Here is a 20754-nt window from a genome sequence, read left to right on the forward strand (position 1 = left end):
TCCACCCATCACTTCATCCGTCGAATTCCGCCGCGTTGTCCCGGGTCACCAGGACCACCGGCACCTTCACCTGCTCAGGAAGCTTCTCACCGCGGGAGGCCTTGACCGCCCAGTCCACGGCCTGTTTGCCCAGGAGTTCGGGCTGCTGGGCGACGGTGGCGGTGAGCGTGCCGGCCCGTACCGCCCGGATGCCGTCCGGGGTGCCGTCGAAGGCGATGACCTTGACGTCCTTGCCGGAGCGGGCGCCCAGCGCCTTGGACGCGCCCAGCGCCATCTCGTCGTTGGCGGCGAAGACCCCGGAGATGTCGCGGTGCGCCTGGAGCATGTTGCTCATCACGTCCATGCCCTTGGTGCGGTCGAAGTCGGCGGGCTGGCGGGCGACGACCTGGATGCCCGGGTATTTCCTGATGCCCTCCTCGAAGCCCCGGCCGCGCTCGCGGGCGGCGGAGGTGCCGGGCTGGCCCTGGAGGAAGGCCACCTTGCCCTCGCCGCCGAGCGAGGCGGCCAGGGTCTTCGCGGCGAGCCGGCCGCCCTCGACGTTGTCGGAGGCGATGGTCGAGCCGACCCTGCCGCCGCTCACGCCGCGGTCGATGGAGATGACGGGGACGTCCGCGCGGTTCGCGACGCCGACGGCCGGGACGGCGGCGTCGGAGTCGACCGGGTTGATGATGGCCGCCTTGACGTTCTGACTGGTGAACGTCTCCATCTGGTTGATCTGCTGGGTGGGGTCGTTCTGCGCGTCGGTGATATTGATCTTGAGGCCGCGGGCGTCCGCCTCCGACTGCGCGCCCTTCTTGATGCCGACGAAGAACGGGTTGTTCATCGTGGACAGGGCCAGGCCCAGGTCGGTGTTGCCGCCGCGGTCGCAGCCGGACAGGGCCAGCGCCCCGGCCAGGGCGGCCGCCGCCAGCAGGCCCGTACGCCGCTTCACCGCGCGCTCCGGCGGCGCAGCGTGTCCAGCAGCACGGCCAGCGCGATGACCAGGCCCGTGGCGACCTGCTGCCAGAAGGCGGAGACGCTCAGCAGGTTGAGGCCGTTGCGCAGGACGGCCAGGATCAGGGCGCCGATCAGGGTGCCGGACGCCTTGCCGGAGCCGCCCGAGAGGCTGGCGCCGCCGATGACGACGGCGGCGATGGCGTCCAGCTCGTAGCCGACGGCGGCCTGCGGCTGGGCGGAGGTGAGGCGGGCGGCGAGCACGATGCCCGCGACGGCCGCGAACAGCCCCGAGAGGGCATAGATGACCAGCTTGCGGCGCTTGACGTTGATGCCGGAGAGCCGGGCCGCCTCCTCGTTGCCGCCGATGGCGAACATCGCGCGCCCCGCGTACGTACGGGCCAGGATCAGCGCCGCGATCAGCCCCATGCCGATCATGACCAGGACCGGGACCGGCAGCCAGCCGCCCAGGGTGTCGCCGAGGCTGCTGACGGAGGAGGGGAAGGCGATCGGCGAGCCGCCGGAGATGACCAGGGCCAGGCCGCGGCCGATGGAGAGCATGGCCAGGGTGGCGATGAAGGCCGGGAGTTTTCCGTAGGCGACCAGGGCGCCGGAGACCAGTCCGGCCGCCGCGCCGACCGCGAGGCCGAGCAGCACCGCGATCCACACCGGCAGGCCCTCGTCGGTGGCGGCCCAGGCGACGACGGTGGCGGAGAGGGCCGCCACCGAGCCGACCGACAGGTCGATGCCCGCCGAGACGATCACGAAGGTGACGCCGAAGGCGAGGATGGCGGTGACGGAGGCCTGCACGCCGACGTTGAGGAGGTTCTGCCCGTTGAGGAAGTCCTTGGACAGGACCGCCATCACCACGACGAGCGCGATCAGCCCGCCCAGTGGGCCGTTCTTGAGGACGGCCCGGGTGAACCAGGCTGCCGGGCCCTCACCGGGCGGGGCCGCTCCCACCGCCTCGGCGGCGGCTCCCGTCTTGACTTCAGCGGACATCGGAGCCCTCCATCGCGCTCTCGCTCTTACCGTTCTTCGCGGCCGGTGCGGCCGGTTGTTCAGGGGCGCCCTCGTCCGGGGCCCGGACCGCCAGTTCCATCACCGCGTCCTGCGTGGCCGCCTCGCCCGACAGCTCACCGGCCAGCCGCCCCTGCGCCATCACCAGCACCCGGTCGCTCATGCCGAGCACCTCCGGCAGATCGCTGGAGATCATCAGCACCGCGCGCCCGGAGGCGGTCAGTTCGTTGATGAGCTGGTAGATCTCGACCTTCGCGCCGACGTCGATGCCGCGGGTGGGCTCGTCCAGGATCAGCACCCGGGTATCGGTCAGCAGCCACTTGCCGATGACGATCTTCTGCTGGTTGCCGCCGGACAGCGTGCGGGCGCTCTGCCCCAGACCGCTCATCCGGACCTTCAACTGCCCTGCCACGGTGGCCGCTTCGCGCCGCTGCGTACCGCGGTCCACCAGCCCGGCGCGGGTGTCGCGGTCGAGCCGGGCCAGGGTGAGGTTGTCCTGGAGGGAGGCGTCCAGCAGCAGGCCCTGGCCCTTGCGGTCCTCCGGTACGAGGCCGAGTCCGGCGCGCATCGCGGCGCGCACGTCGCCGCGCGCCAGCTCCTTGCCGTCGACCTCGACGGTGCCGAAGTCGTAGCGGTCCACGCCGAAGACGGCGCGTACGACCTCGGTGCGCCCGGCGCCGACCAGGCCCGCGAGGCCCACGACCTCGCCGGCGCGCACCTCGAAGTCGATGTCCGTGAAGACCGGGCCCGCCTTGGTGCCGTTGCGGGTCAGACCGCGCACCCGCAGCAGGGGCGCGCCGGGCTCCTCGGGCCGCTGCCGCGGGTACTGGTCGGCGATGTCGCGCCCGACCATCAGCCGGATCAGCTCGTCCTCGGCGGCGTCGGCGGGCACTTCGGCCACCGACGCCCCGTCGCGCAGGACGGTGACGCGGTCGCCGAGGGCGCCGATCTCCTCCAGGTGGTGGGTGATGAAGATGACGCCGACGCCGCTCCCGCGCAGCTCGCGGACGATGGTGAAGAGGGTCTGGACCTCTTCGGAGGTGAGGACCGCGGTCGGCTCGTCCATGATCAGGACGCGCGCGTTCAGGCTGAGCGCCTTGGCGATCTCCACCATCTGCAGGCGGGCGATGCCCAGTTCGGCGACGGGGGTGTTCGGGGAGACGTCCAGCCGTACGCGGCGCAGGAGTTCGGCGGCGCGGGCGCGCATGGTCTTCTTGTCGATCAGGCCGAGGGCGGTGCGCGGCTGCCGTCCCAGGAAGATGTTCTCGGCGACGGTCAGGCCGGGGACGAGGTTGAACTCCTGGTAGATGGTGGCGATTCCGAGCCGTTCGGCGTCCTGCGCCGTACGGATGTGGACCTCGGCGCCGTCCATCACGATGCGGCCCGCGTCGGGGCGGTGGGCGCCGGAGAGCATCTTGATCAGGGTGCTCTTGCCCGCGCCGTTCTCGCCGAGCAGGACGTGCACCTCGCCGGCGCGCAGGCTCAGGTCCACGCCGTCCAGGGCGCGTACGCCGGGGAAGGACTTGGTGACGCCCTCCACGCGCAGCAGTTCGCGGCCCGGGCCGGCCGCCGGGTGCTCGGGTGCGTCCTCCCGTACGTCGTCGTTGACGCCGGTCATGCGCTGCCCCTCTCCTCTTGGGTGGTGGCTGATACGGGTGCGGCGGGCTCGCCGCAGGAGCGGCGGGTGACGAGCTGGGCGGGCAGCAGGACGGACGGGGCGGGGCGCCCCTGGATCCGCTCCAGCAGGGTGTGCACGGCGGCCCGGCCCAGCTCGCGGGTGGGCTGGGCGATGGCGGTCAGCGGCGGGTCGGTGTGCGTGAACCACGGCACGTCGTCGTAGACCACCAGCGCCAGGTCGTCCGGGACCCGCAGCCCGCGCGCGCGGATCTCGTCCATCGCGCCGAGCGCCATCAGGTTGTCGGTGGCCAGCACCGCGTCGGGGCGCTCGGCCTCGGGCAGGTCCAGCAGGCCGCTCATCACCCGCCGCCCGCCGGTGTGCTGGAGGTCGGGGGTGGCGCCGACCCGGGCGTCCGGCAGCGGTATGCCGTGGGCGGCCAGCGCGGTACGGAAGAGGTCGAGGCGCTCCTCGCCGGTGGGGGTGCCGGCCGGCGCGACGATGATCGCGGGGCGGCGTCTGCCGAGGGCGGCGAGATGGGCGGCGAGGTCGGTGAGGGCGGCGCGGCCGTCGGCCCGTACGCAGGGGGCGTCGACGCCGGGGACCGTGCGGTCGAGCAGGACCAGGGGCGTACCGGAGGCGACGACCTCGCTGAGCATCGCCGAGCCGGTGCCGGCCGAACTGACCAGCAGGCCGTCGATACGGCGGTCCAGCAGCGTACGGATGTAGTCGTCCTGCTGGTCGGGGCGCTCGCCCGCGTTGCCGATGACCAGGCTGTAGCCCAGGCTGCGGGCGACGTCCTCGACGGCGTCGGCGAGCTCGGTGAAGAAGGGGTTGGTGAGGTCGCTGATGATCAGGCCGAGGGCGCCGGTACGCGCCGTGCGCAGCGCGCGGGCGACGTTGTTGGGGCGGTATCCCAGCTCGCGGACCGCGGCCAGCACCCGCTCCCGTGTCGCGGCGACCGGGCTGTGCCCGTTGAGCACCCGCGAGACGGTGGCCACGGACACTCCGGCCCGCTCCGCCACGTCCTTGATCTTCGCCATGGCGCCTTTGCCATTTCGTGTCGGTCACCACCGACGGCCGCCGAGGGCGCCCGCCAGGCGGTGTAATCGATTTCGTGGCGCCTACGAAATCGATTACACGGGCGGTGCGTCAAGGTGTGGTGCGAGTGGCCTGCGTCACAGGGCCCGTGCCGCGCCGCCCCTCTCCCGCCCCTCTCCCGCCCTCCCCCGGTCACGAGGGAGGCGGGACGTTCACCTCCGGCAGTACGGCCAGCGAGCCGCCGTCCACCGGCAGGCAGGCGCCGTTGACGTACGAGGCGGCGGGGCCCGCCAAGAAGGCCGTGGCCTGGGCCACTTCGGACGGGGCGCACAGGCGGCCCAGCGGATAGGCGGACAGCACACGGGCGCGCTCGGCGGGGTCCCGCCAGCGGTGTGCGTTGCGCTCGACGGCGACAAAGCCCGGTTCGAGGACGTTCGTACGGATGCCCAGCGGCCCCCACTCGGCGGCGGCGGCGCGCGCGAGGGCGGCAAGTCCCGCCTTGGCGACGGCGTACGGGGCCATACCGGGCGCCGCGCCGTGGGCGTGCACGGACCCGATGAGGACGACGGCGGCCGGTGTGCCCGGCGTATGACGGCGGGCGAGTTCGGCGGCGGCCTGCCAGGCGGAGACCAGCCCCGTATCCAGCACCTGGTGCCACTCCTGCGCCGTGTAGTCGGCGAGCGGCGAGCGGATGTCGCCCAGGAGGGCGTGGACGAGGACGTCCGGGCGGCCCGTACAGGCGTCCAGGGCGCGGGAGACGGTCACGGGATCGGTGGCATCCCCTTGCAGGGGCGTGCAGTGGGGAACCTCATGGACCGCGGGGTCCCGGTCCACGGCGACCACCTGGGCCCCGTCGGCGGCGAGCCGCGCCGTGACGGCACGGCCGACACCGCCCGCCGCACCGAGGACGACGGCGGAGCGGGGGTGGTCGGTCGGTGACATGTGGGGGTCTCCTTAGCGGGGAGGGGCTGGGCGTCTCTTGAGCGGGGGCAGCTCGGCGGACGGGACGGGTACGGGGATGGGGGCGGGGCGGGCCCGAGGTCAGGCTCGGGACGGCGAACGGATCGGGGCCGGGCCGGGGATCGGGGCCCGGCCGGGGTGGGTTGGGGCGGGGCGGATGCCGAGGCCCGGTGCGGTGGGGAGCGTGTAGGTGCCGCCGGTGACGGGGAGTTCGGCGGGGAGGGTGGTTTCGCCGTGCATGAGTTCCAGGGGGAGGTCGGGGGCGAGCAGGGCGGTGAGGTGGGCGGTGGCGGCGGTGGCGATGGGGCCGCTGGGGTTGTGGAAAGAGACCCGGGCGCCGTGGTCGGCCGCGAGCCGGGCCAGGCGGAGGGCGGGGAGGGGGCCGCCCGCGTGTTTGACGTCGGGCAGCACGACGTCCAGGAGGCCGGCGCGCAGCGCGGGCAGCAGTTCCGCGGGGGCGCCGGCGAACTCGCCCCCGGCGAGCGGGACTCCGAGCCCGTCGCGCAGGCGGCGCAGCCCCGTCAGGTCGTCCAGTGCCGCCGCGTCCTCCAGCCAGCCGAGCCGCAGCGCACGGAACTCCTCGGCCCGGCGCAGCACTTGGTCCGGGGTGAGGTGGTGGTGGACATCCAGGAGGACGGTGGCCGAGTCGCCGACGGCGTCGCGTACGGCGCGCGCGATCTCCAGGCCCACGGGCAGCCGGCCGCGGTCCGGCAGCCGGTCGAAGGGGGCGCACTTGACCGCCCTGAAGCCGTCCGCGACGGCCCGCCGCGCGAGCGCCGCGGCGGCTTCGGGGGTGCGGTCGTCGACCATGGCGCGGTTGATGTTGGCGTAGAGGGTGATGGGGGTGGCGCCGCCCGTCCCTTTCGTACCGCCCGCCCCTTCCATGCCGCTCACCCCGCCCGTCCGCCCCGTACCGCCCGTGGGATCCGTGCGGGCGGACAGCCAGGAGCGCAGGGGAAGTTGGGCATGGCGGGCCGCCGCGTCCGACAGGGCGGTGGCGAGCCCGCCGACGACGGTACGGCGCAGCAGCCGCTCCCCCGCGTCGCGGGCCGACTCCGCCCAGCCGAGCGCAGGACCCTCCAGCCAGGCCAGGCCGCCGTCGAGGTCCGCTCCCCTGATACGGGAGGCGAGTGCGGCGAGCAGCGGCAGCGCGTCGCCGCCCGGCACGTCGGAGAACTCGCCCCAGCCGGTGACCTCCTCGCCGGTCCGGGCCTCCACCAGGAGCCAGGTGGTGCGGCTGGTGACGCGGACGCAGTGCGGGTGGACCGCTGCCACGGTGGGGGCACGGGGCGTGCGGTGCGGGGCGACGGCACCGGCGGCACGGGGTGCGCCGATGCCCGGTCGCCGGGCCGTCGCTGGCATGGGATGGCCTCTCACTTGCAGGGATGGGGGATGCGGGGGCGGGAGGGGCGGGCGGGCGGGGTCAACTCCCGGTGTGGTGGCGGGAGCAGTCACCTGACCCGGCCGGACTCCGCAGTCCCCGCGGAGTCGCGGCGGGCCGCGTCATGCGAACGTCTCGAAGCCGAGCGGGTCGTCGAAGTAGGTGGTGAGGAAGAGGGCGGCCGAGGACGCCACCAGGGCGTGCGGGACGCGTGGGCCCAGGGCCGTGGCACGTACCCGCCCGGCGTCCCAGCCGTGGCCGACCAGGCGGGCCGCGGCGTCCCGTACCTCGTCCAGGTGCGCGGGGACGGCCAGCACGCCGCCGGAGAGGACCACCAGGTCGGGGTCGAGGAGTTCGACGAGGTGCGCGACCGCGGTGCCGATGTGGCGGGCCCGCTCGCGCAGCAGCGCATCGGCCGTCCGGTCGCCGGACAGGGCGAGTTCGGCCAGCCGTGGCAGGCCCTCGTCCTCGCCGATCAGCCCGGCGTGCACGGCGCCGGCCAGCACCGAGCGGTCGGTGGCGACGGCCTGCAGGACGCCGCCGCGCCCGCAGGCGCAGGCCGGACCGCCGGACCGTACGGGCAGATGCCCTATCGCACCGGCCGCCGACCGGACTCCGGAGTGCACCTGGCGGCCCATCGCGATGGCGGCGTCGATGACGTTTCCGGTGAAGAGGTGGACCGAACAGGCCACGTCCTGGGCGCATCCGAAGCAGACCTCGGCCGTCGCCTGCGCCCGCGCGGCGGAGTCGACGAGCACCGGAAGATCCGCGGCTCCCGCGTCGCCCTCCGCGCCACCAGGCTGGTTCAGCGCGTCGGTGAGCAGGGTGCGCAGCGGGACATCGCGCCAGCTCAGCGCCTCGTTGTCCACGACGGTGCCGGTCGCGGGGTCCACCCAGCCGCCGGTCGCGACCCCCACTCCCAGTACGGGTACGCCGCCCGCCTCGGCCCGCAGCTCACGCACCAACTCGGCTGCCGCGGACACCACTTCGGCCGGTCCCGCGGGCCCGCGCTCGTCGATGCGTACGGTCCGTACGCCGCCGCGCAGATCGACCAGGCCCGCGGTGGTGCGCTGGCGGCCGATGTGTACGCCGATGACCAGCCGGGCCCCGGAGTCCAGATCGACCGGGACGCGGGGACGCCCGCCGCCGCCCATGAGAGAGGGCAGTTCGCGCAGCAGGCCCGAGGCCACGATGGGCCCGACGATGCGGCTGATGGTGCCCTGGGAGAGGTCGAGGCGGGCGGCTATGTCGGCCCGTGGCAGCGGGCCGACGTCCAGCACCATGCGCAGCGCGGCAGCGGTGTTGGCCCGCCGCACGTCCTTGGGACGGACGTGGCGCCGCTGCGTGGCACAGTCGGGGTGGGTGGGACGGTCGGCGGGGTCGGGGCGGTCGCCGGAGTCGGGCCCGTCCAAGGCGCCTTGTCCGCCCAGGAGGCCTTGTCCGTCAAGGGGATTGGGGCCGTCAAGGACGTTGGGCTCGTCCAGGAGGTTGGGCTCGTCCAGGACGTTGGGCTCGTCCAGGAGGTTGGGCTCGTCCAGGGCATCGGGCTGCCGGGCCGGAGTCGCGGACGGAACCGGCCCCCCGGACCGGCCCGGCGTCACGGACCGGCCCGGGTCCCCCGGCTGTCCCAGTTCCCCCGGCCGGTCCAGTTCCCCCGGCTGTCCCGGCTCCCCCGGCCGGTCCAGCCCCTCGCGTCGTTCCAGGGCCTCGCCCCGGTCCACCCCCTCGGGCCGGTCCAGGCGGTCCCGGGCACCCAACTGGTCGCGAGGGCTGGGATGGTCCGGGCGATTCAACGGTTCGATCATGTGGGCTGCTCCCCCCAATTGGTGCTGCATCGGTCGGTACCGCGCAGGTGGCCCCTGCGCTGATAGGTCGTGCCCAGCGGTGCCGGTCGGTCGTGTCCGGCGGTGCCGGTCCTGCGGAGTGCTCTCGCGTCGCCGCCCGTACGCGACGGCGCTGGCCGTACGCGCTGTGCTGGCCGTACGCACCGTGCCGGTCCTACGCGCCGTACTCGCCCTGCTCGCCGTACCTGTGGACGCACCGGCGGACGCACCGGCGGACGCACCGGTGCGGCCAACGCCCGTACGACAGAAGCCGGTACGGCCGCGTACGCATCCTCGTGCCGGTCGGTGTCCTGTTCCAGTGCGCCGGTCATGTCCGTCACACCTGATCCTGGACCCTTCATCCTGTTTGCGGCATACGGGCGGCACATTCCTTACGCACCGGAGGCATGGGTCTCCTCCAGTTCCCGCCCCGTGGTGGCCAGGAACGGCGAGAGCGCCACGATCGCCGCGCACACCACGTACGCGCACGCGTAGAGCGCGATCGCGCGGAGGCCGAAGTGCGCCAACAGGGTCGGGATCAGCACGATGTTGAGCGCGATCATCAGCCGGGTCACGCCCTGCGCGATGCCCGAGCCCAGTCCGCGCAGGTGCGTGGGGAAGGCCTCCACGCTCCAGACCCACGAGAGCACGCCGGGACCGAGCCAGGTCAGCAGGGAGTAGCAGAGAAACCCGGCCAGCAGGGCGGCGGCGCTGTGTTCGCCGAAGAAGGCCATGGTGAGCCCGGCGAGGAAGACGCCGAGGCAGGAACCGATGCCCAGGGCGCGGCGGTTGACGCGGTCGATGATCCGGGCGCCCACCAGGACGGCGAGGAAACCGACGGCGAATCCGGCGAGGGAGAAGGCGAGGGCGTGCTCGGTGCCGAGGCCGGTGGACTCCATGACCAGGGGGCCCGCGACGGTGGCGACCGCGCCGCCGAAGGCCTGGAGGGCGAAGAAGGCGGTCACGGCGGCGAGGCGTACGGCGGCGCCGCGGGTGAACAGGTCGCGGTAGCTGCGGCGTTGGGGTGCGGGCGCGGCGTCGGGCGGCCGGACGCCGAGGGCCGCGAAGACGGCGTCCGCCTCCTGGATGCGCCCCTGCGCGCGCAGCCAGCATGGGGATTCGGGCAGGAACTGGCGGGCGATGAGCACCGCGAGGGCGGGCAGCGCGGCCAGTCCGAACAGCCAGCGCCAGGTGTCGTCGCCGAAGAAGGGCCGCAGGGCGAGGGCGATCAGCACGCTGGCGACGGCGCCGCCCAGCCACATGAGATTGGGCAGACTGCCGGCGATCCGCCCGCGCCGGGCCTTGGGGGCCACTTCGGCGAGGAAGGCGTGCGAGGTGGGGATGTCCATGCCGACGGCGACGCCGATGAGGAAGCGGGCGATCATCAGCTGCCACACCTCGGTGACGAAGGCGCTGGCCAGCGAGGCGACGACGAAGAAGCAGAGGTTGACGACGAAGATGACCCGGCGGCCGAAGCGGTCGGAGAGGTCGCCGAAGACAACGACGCCGACTGCCGTGCCGATGAAGGCGATGGCGCCGAGCCAGCCGACCTCGGTGGCGGTGAGGCCGAAGTCGGGCGTGAGGAAGAGCAGGGCGGCGCCCATGACGAGCAGGTCGTAGCCGTCGATGAACTCGCCGAAGGCGACCAGCCGCGGGGTCCAGCGGCGTATACGGCGGCTCCGCTCGCCGCCGGGTAAGTCCGGTCCGGGCGGCGCGGCGCGGGAGCCGGGCGGCGCGGCGGGTCGGGGCGGCGCGGCGGCGCAGGGGACGTCATCTGCCGCAGCGGGCGCGCTGCGGATCAGCGGGTCGGGCATGTCCACCCCGCACTTCGCGTACCGCGAGAATTTTGCATGCCGCAAGAAAAGAAGAGACGCATGCTGCCGTCAATACCTCTGACAGCCCCGCCGTATGCCTTTCACCGCTGTGACATCGGCGCGTCACGGCGTTCAATGCCCGCGACACACAACGCCCGAGGGCCGCACCCCCACGCAGGGTGCGGCCCCACAGAGGGTCCGGCCGTCAGGCGACGGTCAGCGTGACCTCGATGTTGCCGCGGGTGGCGTTGGAGTACGGGCACACCTGGTGCGCCTTCTCCAGCAGGTCCTTGGCGGTGGCCGCGTCCACGGTGGGGATGTGGGCGGAGAGGGCGACCTTGAGGCCGAAGCCGCCGGCCGGGGTCTTGCCGATGCCGACCTCGGCGGTGACGGTCGAACCGGAGATGTCGACCTTCTCCTGGCGCGCGACGACGCCCAGGGCGCCCTGGAAGCAGGCGCTGTAACCGGCCGCGAAGAGCTGCTCGGGGTTGGTGCCCGCGCCGCTGCCGCCCATCTCCTTGGGCGGGTTGACCACGACGTCGAGCTGGCCGTCGTTGGAGGCGACCCGGCCGTCGCGGCCGTTCTCGGCCGTGGCGACGGCGGTGTAGAGCACGTCAACGGGCTGGATGGACATAAGAGTTCCTCCTGTGGTTCGCCGCGACTCGCGCCCACGATCGCGACGGCTTGCTGCTGAGCCTAGCGTTGCGGTCAAACGGGTCAGCCGGCGAGGCTCACGATCATCTTGCCGGTGTTCTCGCCGCGCATCAGGCCGAGGAAGGCCTCGACGGCGTTCTCGATGCCGCTGACGGTGGTCTCGCGGTACTGCAGCTCGCCCGAGCGCACCCAGGCGGAGACGTCCTGGACGAACTGCGGGTGCAGTGCGCTGTGGTCCGAGACCAGCAGGCCCTGCATGCGCAGCCGCTTGCCGATCACCAGCGCGAGGTTGCGCGGGGCCGCGGGCGGCTCGGTGGAGTTGTACTGCGAGATCATGCCGCACACGGCGATCCGGCCGTGCACGTTCAGCGAGCTGATGGCCGCTTCGAGGTGCTCGCCGCCGACGTTGTCGAAGTAGACGTCGATGCCGTCGGGGGCGGCGGCCCTGAGCTGCTCGGCCACCGGGGTGCCGTTCTTGTAGTTGAAGGCCGCGTCGAAGCCGTACTCCTCGACCAGGAGCTTGACCTTCTCGTCCGAGCCGGCGCTGCCGATGACCCGGGAGGCGCCCTTGAGCTTGGCGATCTGGCCGACCTGGCTGCCGACCGCGCCCGCGGCGCCGGAGACGAAGACGACGTCGCCCTCCTTGAGGGAGGCGACCTCCAGCAGGCCCGCGTAGGCGGTCATGCCGGTCATGCCCAGGACGCCGAGGTACCCGGAGAGGGGGGCCAGGTCCGGGTCGGCCTTGGAGGCGCGCTTGGCGTCCACGACGGCGTACTCGCGCCAGCCCAGACCGTGCAGGACGTGGTCGCCGGGCGCGAAGCCCTCGGCCTTGGAGGCGAGGACCTCGCCGACCGCGCCGCCGTCCATGGGCGCATCGAGCTGGAAGGGCGGGACGTAGGACTTCACGTCGTTCATCCGGCCGCGCATGTACGGGTCGACGGAGAAGAAGAGGTTACGGACCAGGATCTGGCCCTCGCCGACCTCGGGGACCGCGGACTCGCGCAGCGCGAAGTCCTCCGGCTTGGGCCAGCCCTGCGGGCGGGCGACGAGATGCCATTCGCGGCTGGAGGCGGGGAGTGCGGACATGGGCTGCGTCCTCCTAGATGTTTCAGTACCTGAAACAACCATGCTCCTGAATATTTCATGTTGTCAAGTAAACGGGTATCCTGGTGGGCATGACTCCTCGCGCAGACCCCCTGACCCTTGAGGTCGTCGAGCTGATCGGCACCGTCGTGGCCCGCTATTACGAGGAGTACGAGCACGCGGCGGCCCAGCACTCCCTGACCGGCGCCCAGGCCCGCGTACTGGGACTGCTGTCCCACGAGCCGATGCCCATGCGGCGCATCGCGCAGACGCTCAAGTGCGAGCCGTCCAATGTGACCGGGATCGTGGACCGGCTGGAGAGCCGGGGCCTGGTGGAGCGCCGCCCCGACCCGGCCGACCGCCGCGTCAAGCTCGCCGCCCCCACCGAGGACGGCAGCGCGACGGCCGAGCGGCTGCGCGCCTCCCTGAATTTCGCGCGCGAGCCGCTGGGAGAGCTGACGGTCGCGGAGCGCACGATGCTGCGCGAGTTGCTCCAGCGCATGCTGGGCATCACACCTGACGCATCAGGGTCCTAAGGCTGGGCGTACCGGCCGGAATCGTGCAGCGGAGAACTAATCTGTGGCCATGACTTCTCAGGACTCCCGCCACACCGTCGACTTCTACTTCGACCCGGTCTGCCCGTTCGCCTGGATCACCTCGCGCTGGATCCTGGAAGTGGAGCAGCACCGCGAACTGGACCTGCGTTTCCGGGTGATGAGCCTGTCGGTGCTCAACGAGGGGCGCGAAGACCTGCCCGAGCGCTACCGCGACCTGCTGGACCGGGGCTGGGGTCCCGTACGGGTGTGCATCGCCGCCGCGCAGGAGCACGGCGGGGAGGTGCTGCGCGACCTCTACACCGCGATGGGCACCCGCATCCACCACGACCGGCGCGGCAAGGACCTGCCCGCCGTCATCGAGGAGGCCCTCGCCGAGGTCGGGCTGCCCGCCGAGCTGGCGCGGGCGGCCGAGAGCACCGACTACGACGAGGCGCTGCGCAAGAGCCACCACGAGGGCATGGACCCGGTCGGCGAGGAGGTGGGCACGCCCACCGTGCACATCGACGGCGTCGCCTTCTTCGGCCCGGTCCTCACCGCGATCCCGCGCGGCGAGGAGGCGGTGCGCGTCTTCGACGGCGTCCGTCTCCTGGCCGGTTACGACAAGTTCTTCGAGCTGAAGCGGACCCGCACCGGCGAGCTCGACTTCAGCTGATCACCAGCCGCCTCGCGTCGGCCGGGGCCCGGCTTCGGCCGATGGGAAGCCGGCCGAAGGCGTTCGGCACCCGCCGTCAGTCGATCGGAAGCCGACCGAAGGCGTTCGGCGCCCGGAATCGATCCGGAGTCGGCCGAATCCGTTCGGCCTCCGGCATCAGCCGATCCGCAGCCAGCCAAAGCCAGTCGGCACCCGGCCTCAGCCGCTCCACAGCCGACCGAAGCCCTTCGGCACCCGGTGTCAGCCAATCCGGGTCAGCCAATCCGGGTCAGCCGATCCGGGTCAGTGGCTCCTGGTCCGGGCCCGTGGCCGGCGGCGGGCCGGCGGCAGGCGGCTCCCCCGCGGGCGCCTCCCCCTCCGGGACACCGTCGGCCACCGGCTCCGCGGTGCGTACGCCCCGCGGCATGACCGCCGCCAGGGCCGCGCCGAGGACCATCACGCCGGCCGCGGCGAGGAAGACGGTGTGCATGCCGCCGGTGAAGGCCTCCCGGGCCGCGGCCAGCAGCATCTCGCCCGTACGGCCCGGCAGTTCACCGGCCACCGCCGCCGCGCCGCCCAGCGTCTCGCGTGCCGCCTCGCCCGCCTGCGCGGGCAGCCCCGCCGGGACCCGGTCCGCGATGTCGGCCCGGTAGACGGCGCTGCCGACGCTGCCCAGGATCGCCATGCCCAGCGCGCCGCCCAGCTCCGAGCCGGACTCCAGCAGCGCGGAGGCCGAGCCCGCCCGCTGCGGCGGGGCGACGCCGATGGCCAGCTCGTTGCCGAGCGACATCACCGCCATCAGGCCGGCGGCGTAGACGGCGGAGCCGACCAGCACGAACCACAGGGCGGAGCCGGGCTCCAGCCTGGACGCCCAGACGAACCCGGCCGCGCCGATCACGAACCCGCCGGCGATGACGTACGCCCGCTCCACCCGCTGTGCCAGCGCGGTGGCCAGCGGCGCCAACCCGCCCACCACCAGGGTCGGCAGCAGGCTCCACAGCGCCGCCTCCATCGGGCTCATGCCCCGTACGGTCTGCAGGTACTGGGTGAAGAAGACCGCGCAGCCGACCATGGCGAACATCGCGAGCAGGTTCATCAGGACCGCGCTGGAGAAGCCGCGGTGCCTGAACAGCTCGATGTCCAGCATGGGGTGTTTTGCCGTGCGCTGGCGGCGCACGAAGGCGGCCGCGGCCAGCAGGCCCAGCAGCACGCTCAGCAGGGGCAGCACCGCGAAGCCGTGCCGGGCCAGCTCCTTGATCCCGTAGACGACCGGCAGCATGGCGGCCAGGGACAGCGCGGCACCGGGCAGGTCGAAGCGGCCCGCCGCACGGTTCTTGAACTCGGGCAGCAGCAGCGGCCCGCACACCAGCAGCAGCACCATCGCGGGCGCGTTGATCAGGAAGACCGACCCCCACCAGAAGTGCTCCAGCAGGAAGCCGCTCAGTACGGGGCCCAGCGCGATGCCGCTGGTCATGCCCACCGACCAGATGGCCACCGCCCGGCCGCGCTGCCCGGCGTCGTGGAAGATGTTGCGGATCAGCGCGAGGGTGGAGGGCATCAGGGTCGCGCCGCCGATGCCGAGCAACGCCCGTGCGGCGATGAGGGTTTCGGCACTGTCGGCGTACGCGGCGAGCGCCGAGGCCAGGCCGAACAGGACGGCACCGGCCAACAGCAGCTTGCGCCGTCCGATGCGGTCGCCCAGCGAGCCCATGGCGATCAGCAGCCCGGCCAGTACGAAGGCGTAGACGTCCAGCATCCACAGCTGCTGGACGCTGGTGGGCTCCAGCTCCTTGGCGATGAACGGCACCGCGAAGTACAGCACCGAGACATCCATCGAGACCAGAAGGCAGGGCAGCAGGAGCACGGCGAGCGCGGTCCACTCCTTGCGGCCCGCACGCGGAGATTGAGTATGCGGCGTAAACGTCATGACCCCCAAGGTAGACATGGTCCGCTTACGCCGCAAACTCCTTGCAGGGATAGGGATTCAGGGCTGCATCACACTAGTGCACCTGCCTAGTGCATGCCCGGGAGATGGTGCGGTTGATAGCCTCGGGCCAGGCTGGTGCACTAGTACGGAGAATTCTGGAGGAAGCCGCGATGGACCGTTCCGATCCCCCGTACCTGCGGATCGTGGCCGAGCTGAGGCGCCGTATCGCCGCGGGCGAGCTGGGCCCGGGCGAGCGGGTGCCCTCGACCCGGCGGATCACCCAGGAGTGGGGGGTGGCGATGGCGACCGCGACCAAGGTCTTGACCACGCTGCGCCAGGAGGGGCTGGTACGGGCCGTGCCCGGCGTGGGCACGGTGGTCGCCGAGCCCACGCGGCCCGCCCCCGCCGAGCCCACGCGGCCCGCCCCCGCCGAGCCCGCGCGCGGCCGCCGGACCCGCGAGGGCGAGGGCGGGCTCAGCCGCGAGCGGGTGGTGCGGGCCGGGATCAAGGTCGCCGACGCCGAGGGGCTGCGGGCGCTGTCGATGCGGCGGGTGGCGGCGGAGTTCGGGGTGTCCTCGATGGCGCTGTACCGGCATGTGACCAACAAGCAAGAGCTGGTCATGGCGATGGCCGAGCAGGTCTTCGCGGAGTGCGAACTGCCCGATCCGGCGCCGCGGGACTGGCGCGGGCGCATGGCGGCGGGGGCCCGTCTGCAGTGGGGCCTCTACCAGCGGCACGCCTGGCTGGCGCAGTATCTGTCGCTGACCCGGCCGCAGCCGATGCCCAGCGCCATGGCGCTCATCGAGTGGACCATGGGCCGCGTCACGGGCCTGGACCCGGTCACCACCCTCCACATCGCGCTCACGCTGCTGAACTACGTGCGCGGCACGGCCGTCAATCTGGAGGAGGACCTGGAAGCCGAGCAGGAGACCGGCATGGACCGCGGCCAGTGGATGAACGCGCAGGAGTCGGCGTATCTGGAGATCATCACGTCCGGCCCGTACCCGATGTACTCGGGCATCGAGGGGATGGCGGACGAGGCCGTCACACTGGAGACGCTCTTCGACTTCGGGCTGGCGCGGCTGCTGGACGGCTTCGCGCCGGTCATCGAGGGGCGGGGGCGGTGAGTCCGCCTCAGCGGGGCACGGCCACGCCCAGCGGCCCGGCCAGCTCGCCGCGCAGCCGCCGGGCCCGTAACACCAGCTCCAGCTCGAAGCGCCGGTCCGGATCGTCCACCTCCTCGCCCCACAACTCCCTTATCTGGCGCAGCCGGTAGCGGACGGTCTGCGGATGCACACCGAGCCGGGCAGCGACCTCGGGGGCGCCGCCGCGGGTTTCCAGCCAGGCCAGCAGGGTCTCGGCGAGGCGGCGGCCGTGGGTGGGCCCGCAGTGGGCCAGGGGGGCGAGGCGGCGGCGGGTGAGGTCCTCGATCAGCTCCTCGGGCGGGAGCAGGACCAGGGCCTCGGTGTGCTCGGTGCAGTGCAGTACGTGCCCCGAGGGCAGCAGTCCGCGCTCCATCAGATCGACCGCGGCGCCCGCCCAGCGCAGCGACTTGGCCGCGTCCGTCAGCGGTACGGCCGGGCCCAGCGCCCCCGACCAGCCGGACGTGGCCCGCCGCAGCAGGTCGCGGCGGCCCGCGGCGTCCGGGTCGGGTACGACCATGCGCGGCCGCTCGCACTCCATGTCCAGCAGGACGTCCTGGGCGACCGCGGGTGCCACCGCCTCGCGGGCGGGCCGCAGCAGTACGGCCACGGCGACGCGTTCGGGCAGCGGCCAGCCGATACGGGCCGCGCGCTCGGCGATCGCGGCCGCCGGGTCGCCCGCCCTGCCCTCCCGGCCCCCGGCCCTGCGGCACCGGGGGCCGCCGTCGCCGGTGCGCCCGCCCGGCGTGAACAGCTGCTCCATCAGGCGGCGTTGCAGCCGAAGCCGCTCGCCCGCCTGGCGGGCCGCGGCCTCGGCGTAGCCGCGTACGGACTCCGCGACCAGCCCGTCCAGGTACTCGAAGCCCGATTCGGCCAGCTCGTACATCGCCGGGGCCGGGATCTGGACCTGCTGGCCGATCTCCGCCAGCCGCCGCCAGGCGAGCCGCACCCCCAGGCGGTAAATGGCCTGAAGCGCATCCAGGCTGCGGCCCTGGATGCCCTCGCCGCGGCCGAACTCCTGGAAGACCTGCGGGTGGACCTGTGGCCGGTCCAGCCCCGCGGTCATGTGCTCGACGAAGTGCTCCAGCGACTGGCGGATGCCCACCAGGGCCCGCGGTTCGCCGGAGTCGTCCGGGACCAGCGGGAGTTGGGGGTATTCGTGGCGGATCTCGCGCAGGATGTCCTGGGCCAGGGCGGGTACCTCCTCCAGCGCGATCGCGGCGAACTGCCGTACCTGGACGCGGGGCACGTCCCGCCAGGCCGAGCCGGCAGCCGTCACCGAGCGTCCTGTGCGCCGGCCCGGTCGAAGGTCACCAGCGGGACGTTGGGCTGGTCGGGAGTGGCGTCCAGCGCGGCGACGATCCCCAGGGCCGCGCCCACGGCCAGGGCGGCGGCCACCAGGCAGGTGAGGGTGGCGGCGAGCAGTCTGTGCATGGCGCGGCGAGCCCCTTCGTCGAATCCGCAGCGGTCTTCCGTCGAGGTTGGCGCAGCACACCGGCCCGGTCCGGCGCACCCTACCGATCCGGCGAACACGGCGTTCGCACCGCGGAGTTCACGGGTGGGGCTGCGATGGCGGGTTCCGCCGACCGCGGTGCCTGCCGAGTGTGGAAGGGCATTGACTGCCTGTCAAGTATTCGCCTACGGTTCCCGCCCCATGGACCCTCGCCCGCGGGGGCCCGGCCGCACGTGCACTGCCCCGCCGCCCTCAGGAGTGCCCGTATGCGTAACCCCGTACCGAAGGCAGCCTCGCCCGCGTCCCTGATCCTGCTGGGGCTCGGTGTCTTTCTGCTGGTCCTGGCCCCGATGCTCGCCTGGTACGTGGAGCCGCGCGCCAAACGCACACCCATCGACGTGAATGTCACCACCGTCTTCACCGGCAGTGGCAGCTACTTCGACACCGAGACGCTGGCCACCAAGGACAGACAGAAGATCACCATCGTCCGGCACGTGGTGGGCGATGTGGCCGACAGCGTCAAGAGCGGCCGGGCCATCTGGGATGTGTCCACGACCGTGGACACGCCCAAGTCGCTGCCGCTGAAGGACCCGCGCAGGGCGTTCCAGTGGACGGTGGAGCGCTGGGTCACCGACCGGCGCACCAACGCGCCCGTGCACTGCTGCGAGGAGGCCCCCACCCGTTTCGAGGGCGACGCGTACCTCAAATTCCCTTTTGATCTGCGGAAGAAGACGTACCGCTGGTGGGACAACACCCTGGGCGCCGCCGTGCCGCTCCGCTTCGCGGGCACCCAGCGGATCCAGGGGTACGAGGGCTACCGCTTCACCGGGACCGTGCCGCCCACCCGTACGGGCAGCCGGCAGGTGCCGGGGCGGATGGTGGGGCGGCCGCAGCAGGGGCAGGTCCAGGCCGAGGAGTGGTACTCCAACGCCGGGATCGAGTTCGTGGCCGACCGGCGCACCGGCCGGATCCTGAATGCCGCCATCTCGCCGCTGAAGACGCTGCGGGCCCCCGGCTCCCAGCGCGACGCGGTCACCCTGCTGCGCGGCAACCACCTCCAGTTCACCCCCAAGACCCAGCGCGCGCAGGTGGACCAGGCGGACGCGGACAGCACCAAGCTGCGGCTGCTGGGCGAGACGGTGCCGATCGCGGGGGCCGTCGCGGGCGGCGTGTTCACGCTCCTGGGCGTGGTGCTGGTGGTGCGCGGGAGGCGGCGCGACGGCGAGCCGAGCGCGAAGTGATGAACCGTCAGGAAAGCTCGCGGCGAAAATTGTCACGCCGGTGAGTAGCCGCACGCCACCGGGCGGCGAAAACTATCCAACCCCACTGCTGTAACCGCCGGTTCGGTCCCACCGTCACGCGTCGCACCGCCCGGTCGGCGCCCGCCCGTACGCACACGACTCAGCACGCAGTACGTCCCCCCACATCACTGGTACCGCACCCTGAGACGAGTTGGAGCGCGCATGCCCCAGCACGTACGACCGCCCCAGCACACCGCCCTGCCCCCGCACGCGCCACCGTCCCGCCGCACCGCCACGGCCGACCGCACCACCGCGCCCGCCCGTCCCGCCTTCGGACCCGCCCCCCTGCCCCGCCGGATCGTCTTCCTCGCCCGCCGCGACCTGGGGAACCCGGCGGCCGGCGGCTCCGAGCTGCTCGTGGACAGAATCGCCGAAGGGCTGACCGCGTACGGGCACGAGGTCACCCTGCTGTGGGGGGGGGCCGCCGCCCCCCCCCCCCCCGCGCCGCGACTACCGAGTGATCTCCGCCGGGGGTGACGCGGGCCATTTCCTGCGCGCACCACGCCAGTTCGCGCGCCGGATCGGCGGCTGCGACCTGCTGGTGGAGGTGTGCAACGGCATGCCCTACCTCGCGCCGCTGTGGCACCACGGGCCCACCGTGTGCCTGGTCAACCACGTCCACACGGATCTGTGGCGGCTGCGCTACCCGGCCCCGGCCGCCCGCCTGGGCCGCCGGCTGGAGCGCTGGGCGCTGGCCGGCACCCACCGCGACAACCTCATGATCGCCGTGTCCGGCTCGACCTCGGCGGCGCTGCGCGGGCTGGGCGTGGACCGGGAGCGGATCCGGCTGGTGCACAACGGGGTGGAGGACCCCGGGCCGCTGCTGCCCAAGTCCCGCGAGCCGCTGTTCGTGGCCATGGGACGGCTGGTGGAGTACAAGCGCGTCGATCTGCTGCTGCGCCTGTGGGAGCGGGTCCGCCCGATCACCGGCGGGCAGCTGGTGATCGTCGGGGACGGCCCAGAACGGCGGCGGCTGACCCGGGACGCGGGTCCCGACGTGCACTTCACCGGCCATATCTCCGAGGCCGCCAAACATCAACTCCTGTGCGAATCGTGGCTGTTGCTGCACCCCTCGCTCGTGGAGGGCTGGGGCCTGGTGGTCATGGAGGCCGCCGCCCGCGGCACCCCCACCGTCGGCTTCGACATCCCGGGGCTGTGCGACTCGGTGGAGGACGGGGTCACCGGCCTGCTGGCGCGCGGCGAGAGCTCCTTCGCCGCCCACTGGTGCACGCTCGCGCTCAGCCAGGAGCGCCGCCACGCGCTGGGCACCGCCGCCCGGCACCGCGCCGCCCGCTTCCAGTGGAGTTCCACGGTCCGGGGCTTTCGCGCCGTGGCCACCGAGGCCTACCTTCAGGCCACGGCCCGTTCGGGACCGCACGGCCGGGCCGCCGACGCCATGGCTCCAGGGCGGTGATGCTG

The 20754-nt window shown here is 73.0% G+C and carries 15 protein-coding genes and 2 pseudogenes; 5 read left to right on the forward strand and 12 right to left on the reverse strand.

Going from position 1 to position 20754, the window contains the following annotated elements; translation table 11 throughout:
* Window positions 1–13: 13 nt before the first annotated feature.
* From AC4IJH_RS17430 to AC4IJH_RS17470, 9 genes and pseudogenes are all read right to left on the reverse strand, one after another.
* A pseudogene (locus AC4IJH_RS17430) lies at window positions 14–1935 on the reverse strand (ABC transporter permease/substrate-binding protein).
* Window positions 1925–3571, reverse strand: a complete 1647-nt coding sequence (locus tag AC4IJH_RS17435; protein WP_490852643.1) for a sugar ABC transporter ATP-binding protein — start codon at window positions 3569–3571, stop codon at window positions 1925–1927. The pseudogene AC4IJH_RS17430 and the gene AC4IJH_RS17435 overlap by 11 nt, the downstream one beginning before the upstream one ends.
* Complete coding sequence (locus AC4IJH_RS17440) at window positions 3568–4611, reverse strand: LacI family DNA-binding transcriptional regulator (RefSeq protein ID WP_490852644.1); 1044 nt, start codon at window positions 4609–4611, stop codon at window positions 3568–3570. Before AC4IJH_RS17440 ends, AC4IJH_RS17435 begins: the two co-directional genes overlap by 4 nt.
* 190 nt (window positions 4612–4801) lie before the next feature.
* Window positions 4802–5551 (reverse strand): SDR family NAD(P)-dependent oxidoreductase, encoded by a 750-nt coding sequence (locus AC4IJH_RS17445; RefSeq protein ID WP_490852645.1) that lies wholly within the window; start codon window positions 5549–5551, stop codon window positions 4802–4804.
* Window positions 5552–5650: 99 nt separating this feature from the next.
* On the reverse strand, window positions 5651–6931 hold the full coding sequence (locus tag AC4IJH_RS17450) for an enolase C-terminal domain-like protein (RefSeq protein WP_490852646.1): 1281 nt from the start codon (window positions 6929–6931) through the stop codon (window positions 5651–5653).
* A gap of 141 nt (window positions 6932–7072) precedes the next feature.
* A complete protein-coding gene (locus AC4IJH_RS17455) occupies window positions 7073–8755 on the reverse strand; it encodes an ROK family protein (protein ID WP_490852647.1) in 1683 nt (560 codons plus the stop codon).
* 410 nt (window positions 8756–9165) lie between these two features.
* On the reverse strand, window positions 9166–10587 hold the full coding sequence (locus tag AC4IJH_RS17460; protein WP_490852648.1) for an MFS transporter: 1422 nt from the start codon (window positions 10585–10587) through the stop codon (window positions 9166–9168).
* A gap of 205 nt (window positions 10588–10792) precedes the next feature.
* A complete protein-coding gene (locus AC4IJH_RS17465) occupies window positions 10793–11221 on the reverse strand; it encodes an organic hydroperoxide resistance protein (RefSeq protein WP_490852649.1) in 429 nt (142 codons plus the stop codon).
* 83 nt (window positions 11222–11304) lie between these two features.
* Complete coding sequence (locus tag AC4IJH_RS17470; protein WP_490852650.1) at window positions 11305–12327, reverse strand: NADP-dependent oxidoreductase; 1023 nt, start codon at window positions 12325–12327, stop codon at window positions 11305–11307.
* A gap of 89 nt (window positions 12328–12416) precedes the next feature.
* Between AC4IJH_RS17470 and AC4IJH_RS17475 the strand changes: the two genes are divergently transcribed.
* Both AC4IJH_RS17475 and AC4IJH_RS17480 read left to right on the forward strand, forming a co-directional pair.
* Entirely contained in the window at window positions 12417–12860 is a 444-nt protein-coding gene (locus AC4IJH_RS17475) for a MarR family winged helix-turn-helix transcriptional regulator (RefSeq protein WP_490852651.1), read from the forward strand.
* Window positions 12861–12909: 49 nt separating this feature from the next.
* Window positions 12910–13533, forward strand: coding sequence for a mycothiol-dependent nitroreductase Rv2466c family protein (locus AC4IJH_RS17480; protein WP_490852652.1), 624 nt, complete (start codon window positions 12910–12912; stop codon window positions 13531–13533).
* Between the two features lie 268 nt (window positions 13534–13801).
* Here the strand turns inward: AC4IJH_RS17480 and AC4IJH_RS17485 are convergent, their stop codons facing one another.
* Entirely contained in the window at window positions 13802–15439 is a 1638-nt protein-coding gene (locus AC4IJH_RS17485; RefSeq protein ID WP_490852653.1) for an MFS transporter, read from the reverse strand.
* A gap of 170 nt (window positions 15440–15609) precedes the next feature.
* Here AC4IJH_RS17485 and AC4IJH_RS17490 point away from each other — a divergent pair, with 170 nt between their 5' ends.
* Window positions 15610–16566: a GntR family transcriptional regulator gene (locus AC4IJH_RS17490; protein WP_490852654.1), complete on the forward strand. Its 957-nt coding sequence runs from the start codon at window positions 15610–15612 to the stop codon at window positions 16564–16566.
* A 7-nt stretch (window positions 16567–16573) separates the two neighbouring features.
* On the opposite strand, the gene AC4IJH_RS17495 is transcribed toward AC4IJH_RS17490, so the two are convergent.
* Window positions 16574–17860: a PucR-like N-terminal domain-containing protein gene (locus AC4IJH_RS17495; RefSeq protein ID WP_490852655.1), complete on the reverse strand. Its 1287-nt coding sequence runs from the start codon at window positions 17858–17860 to the stop codon at window positions 16574–16576.
* Window positions 17857–18015 carry a hypothetical protein gene (locus AC4IJH_RS17500; RefSeq protein WP_490852656.1) on the reverse strand — a complete coding sequence of 53 codons (159 nt, stop codon included), beginning with the start codon at window positions 18013–18015 and terminating at the stop codon, window positions 17857–17859. The genes AC4IJH_RS17495 and AC4IJH_RS17500 overlap by 4 nt, the downstream gene beginning before the upstream one ends.
* A 285-nt stretch (window positions 18016–18300) precedes the next feature.
* Here AC4IJH_RS17500 and pgfA point away from each other — a divergent pair, with 285 nt between their 5' ends.
* Both pgfA and AC4IJH_RS17510 read left to right on the forward strand, forming a co-directional pair.
* A complete protein-coding gene (gene pgfA / locus AC4IJH_RS17505) occupies window positions 18301–19275 on the forward strand; it encodes a cell envelope lipid trafficking protein PgfA (RefSeq protein WP_490852657.1) in 975 nt (324 codons plus the stop codon).
* 222 nt (window positions 19276–19497) lie between these two features.
* Window positions 19498–20749: pseudogene (locus AC4IJH_RS17510) on the forward strand (glycosyltransferase family 4 protein).
* Window positions 20750–20754 lie beyond the last annotated feature (5 nt).

The sequence above is a fragment of the Streptomyces sp. UF-297 genome (assembly GCF_058245575.1).

Excerpts from the sequence above, each read along its gene's own strand:
- AC4IJH_RS17435 (WP_490852643.1), bottom strand. The coding sequence starts at position 3,571 with ATGACCGGCGTCAACGACGACGTACGGGAGGACGCACCCGAGCACCCG.
- AC4IJH_RS17445 (WP_490852645.1), bottom strand. The coding sequence starts at position 5,551 with ATGTCACCGACCGACCACCCCCGCTCCGCCGTCGTCCTCGGTGCGGCG.
- AC4IJH_RS17500 (WP_490852656.1), bottom strand. The coding sequence starts at position 18,015 with ATGCACAGACTGCTCGCCGCCACCCTCACCTGCCTGGTGGCCGCCGCC.
- AC4IJH_RS17455 (WP_490852647.1), bottom strand. The coding sequence starts at position 8,755 with ATGATCGAACCGTTGAATCGCCCGGACCATCCCAGCCCTCGCGACCAG.
- AC4IJH_RS17460 (WP_490852648.1), bottom strand. The coding sequence starts at position 10,587 with ATGCCCGACCCGCTGATCCGCAGCGCGCCCGCTGCGGCAGATGACGTC.
- AC4IJH_RS17440 (WP_490852644.1), bottom strand. The coding sequence starts at position 4,611 with ATGGCGAAGATCAAGGACGTGGCGGAGCGGGCCGGAGTGTCCGTGGCC.
- pgfA (WP_490852657.1), top strand. The coding sequence starts at position 18,301 with ATGCGTAACCCCGTACCGAAGGCAGCCTCGCCCGCGTCCCTGATCCTG.
- AC4IJH_RS17470 (WP_490852650.1), bottom strand. The coding sequence starts at position 12,327 with ATGTCCGCACTCCCCGCCTCCAGCCGCGAATGGCATCTCGTCGCCCGC.
- AC4IJH_RS17485 (WP_490852653.1), bottom strand. The coding sequence starts at position 15,439 with ATGACGTTTACGCCGCATACTCAATCTCCGCGTGCGGGCCGCAAGGAG.
- AC4IJH_RS17450 (WP_490852646.1), bottom strand. The coding sequence starts at position 6,931 with ATGCCAGCGACGGCCCGGCGACCGGGCATCGGCGCACCCCGTGCCGCC.
- AC4IJH_RS17490 (WP_490852654.1), top strand. The coding sequence starts at position 15,610 with ATGGACCGTTCCGATCCCCCGTACCTGCGGATCGTGGCCGAGCTGAGG.
- AC4IJH_RS17475 (WP_490852651.1), top strand. The coding sequence starts at position 12,417 with ATGACTCCTCGCGCAGACCCCCTGACCCTTGAGGTCGTCGAGCTGATC.
- AC4IJH_RS17480 (WP_490852652.1), top strand. The coding sequence starts at position 12,910 with ATGACTTCTCAGGACTCCCGCCACACCGTCGACTTCTACTTCGACCCG.
- AC4IJH_RS17465 (WP_490852649.1), bottom strand. The coding sequence starts at position 11,221 with ATGTCCATCCAGCCCGTTGACGTGCTCTACACCGCCGTCGCCACGGCC.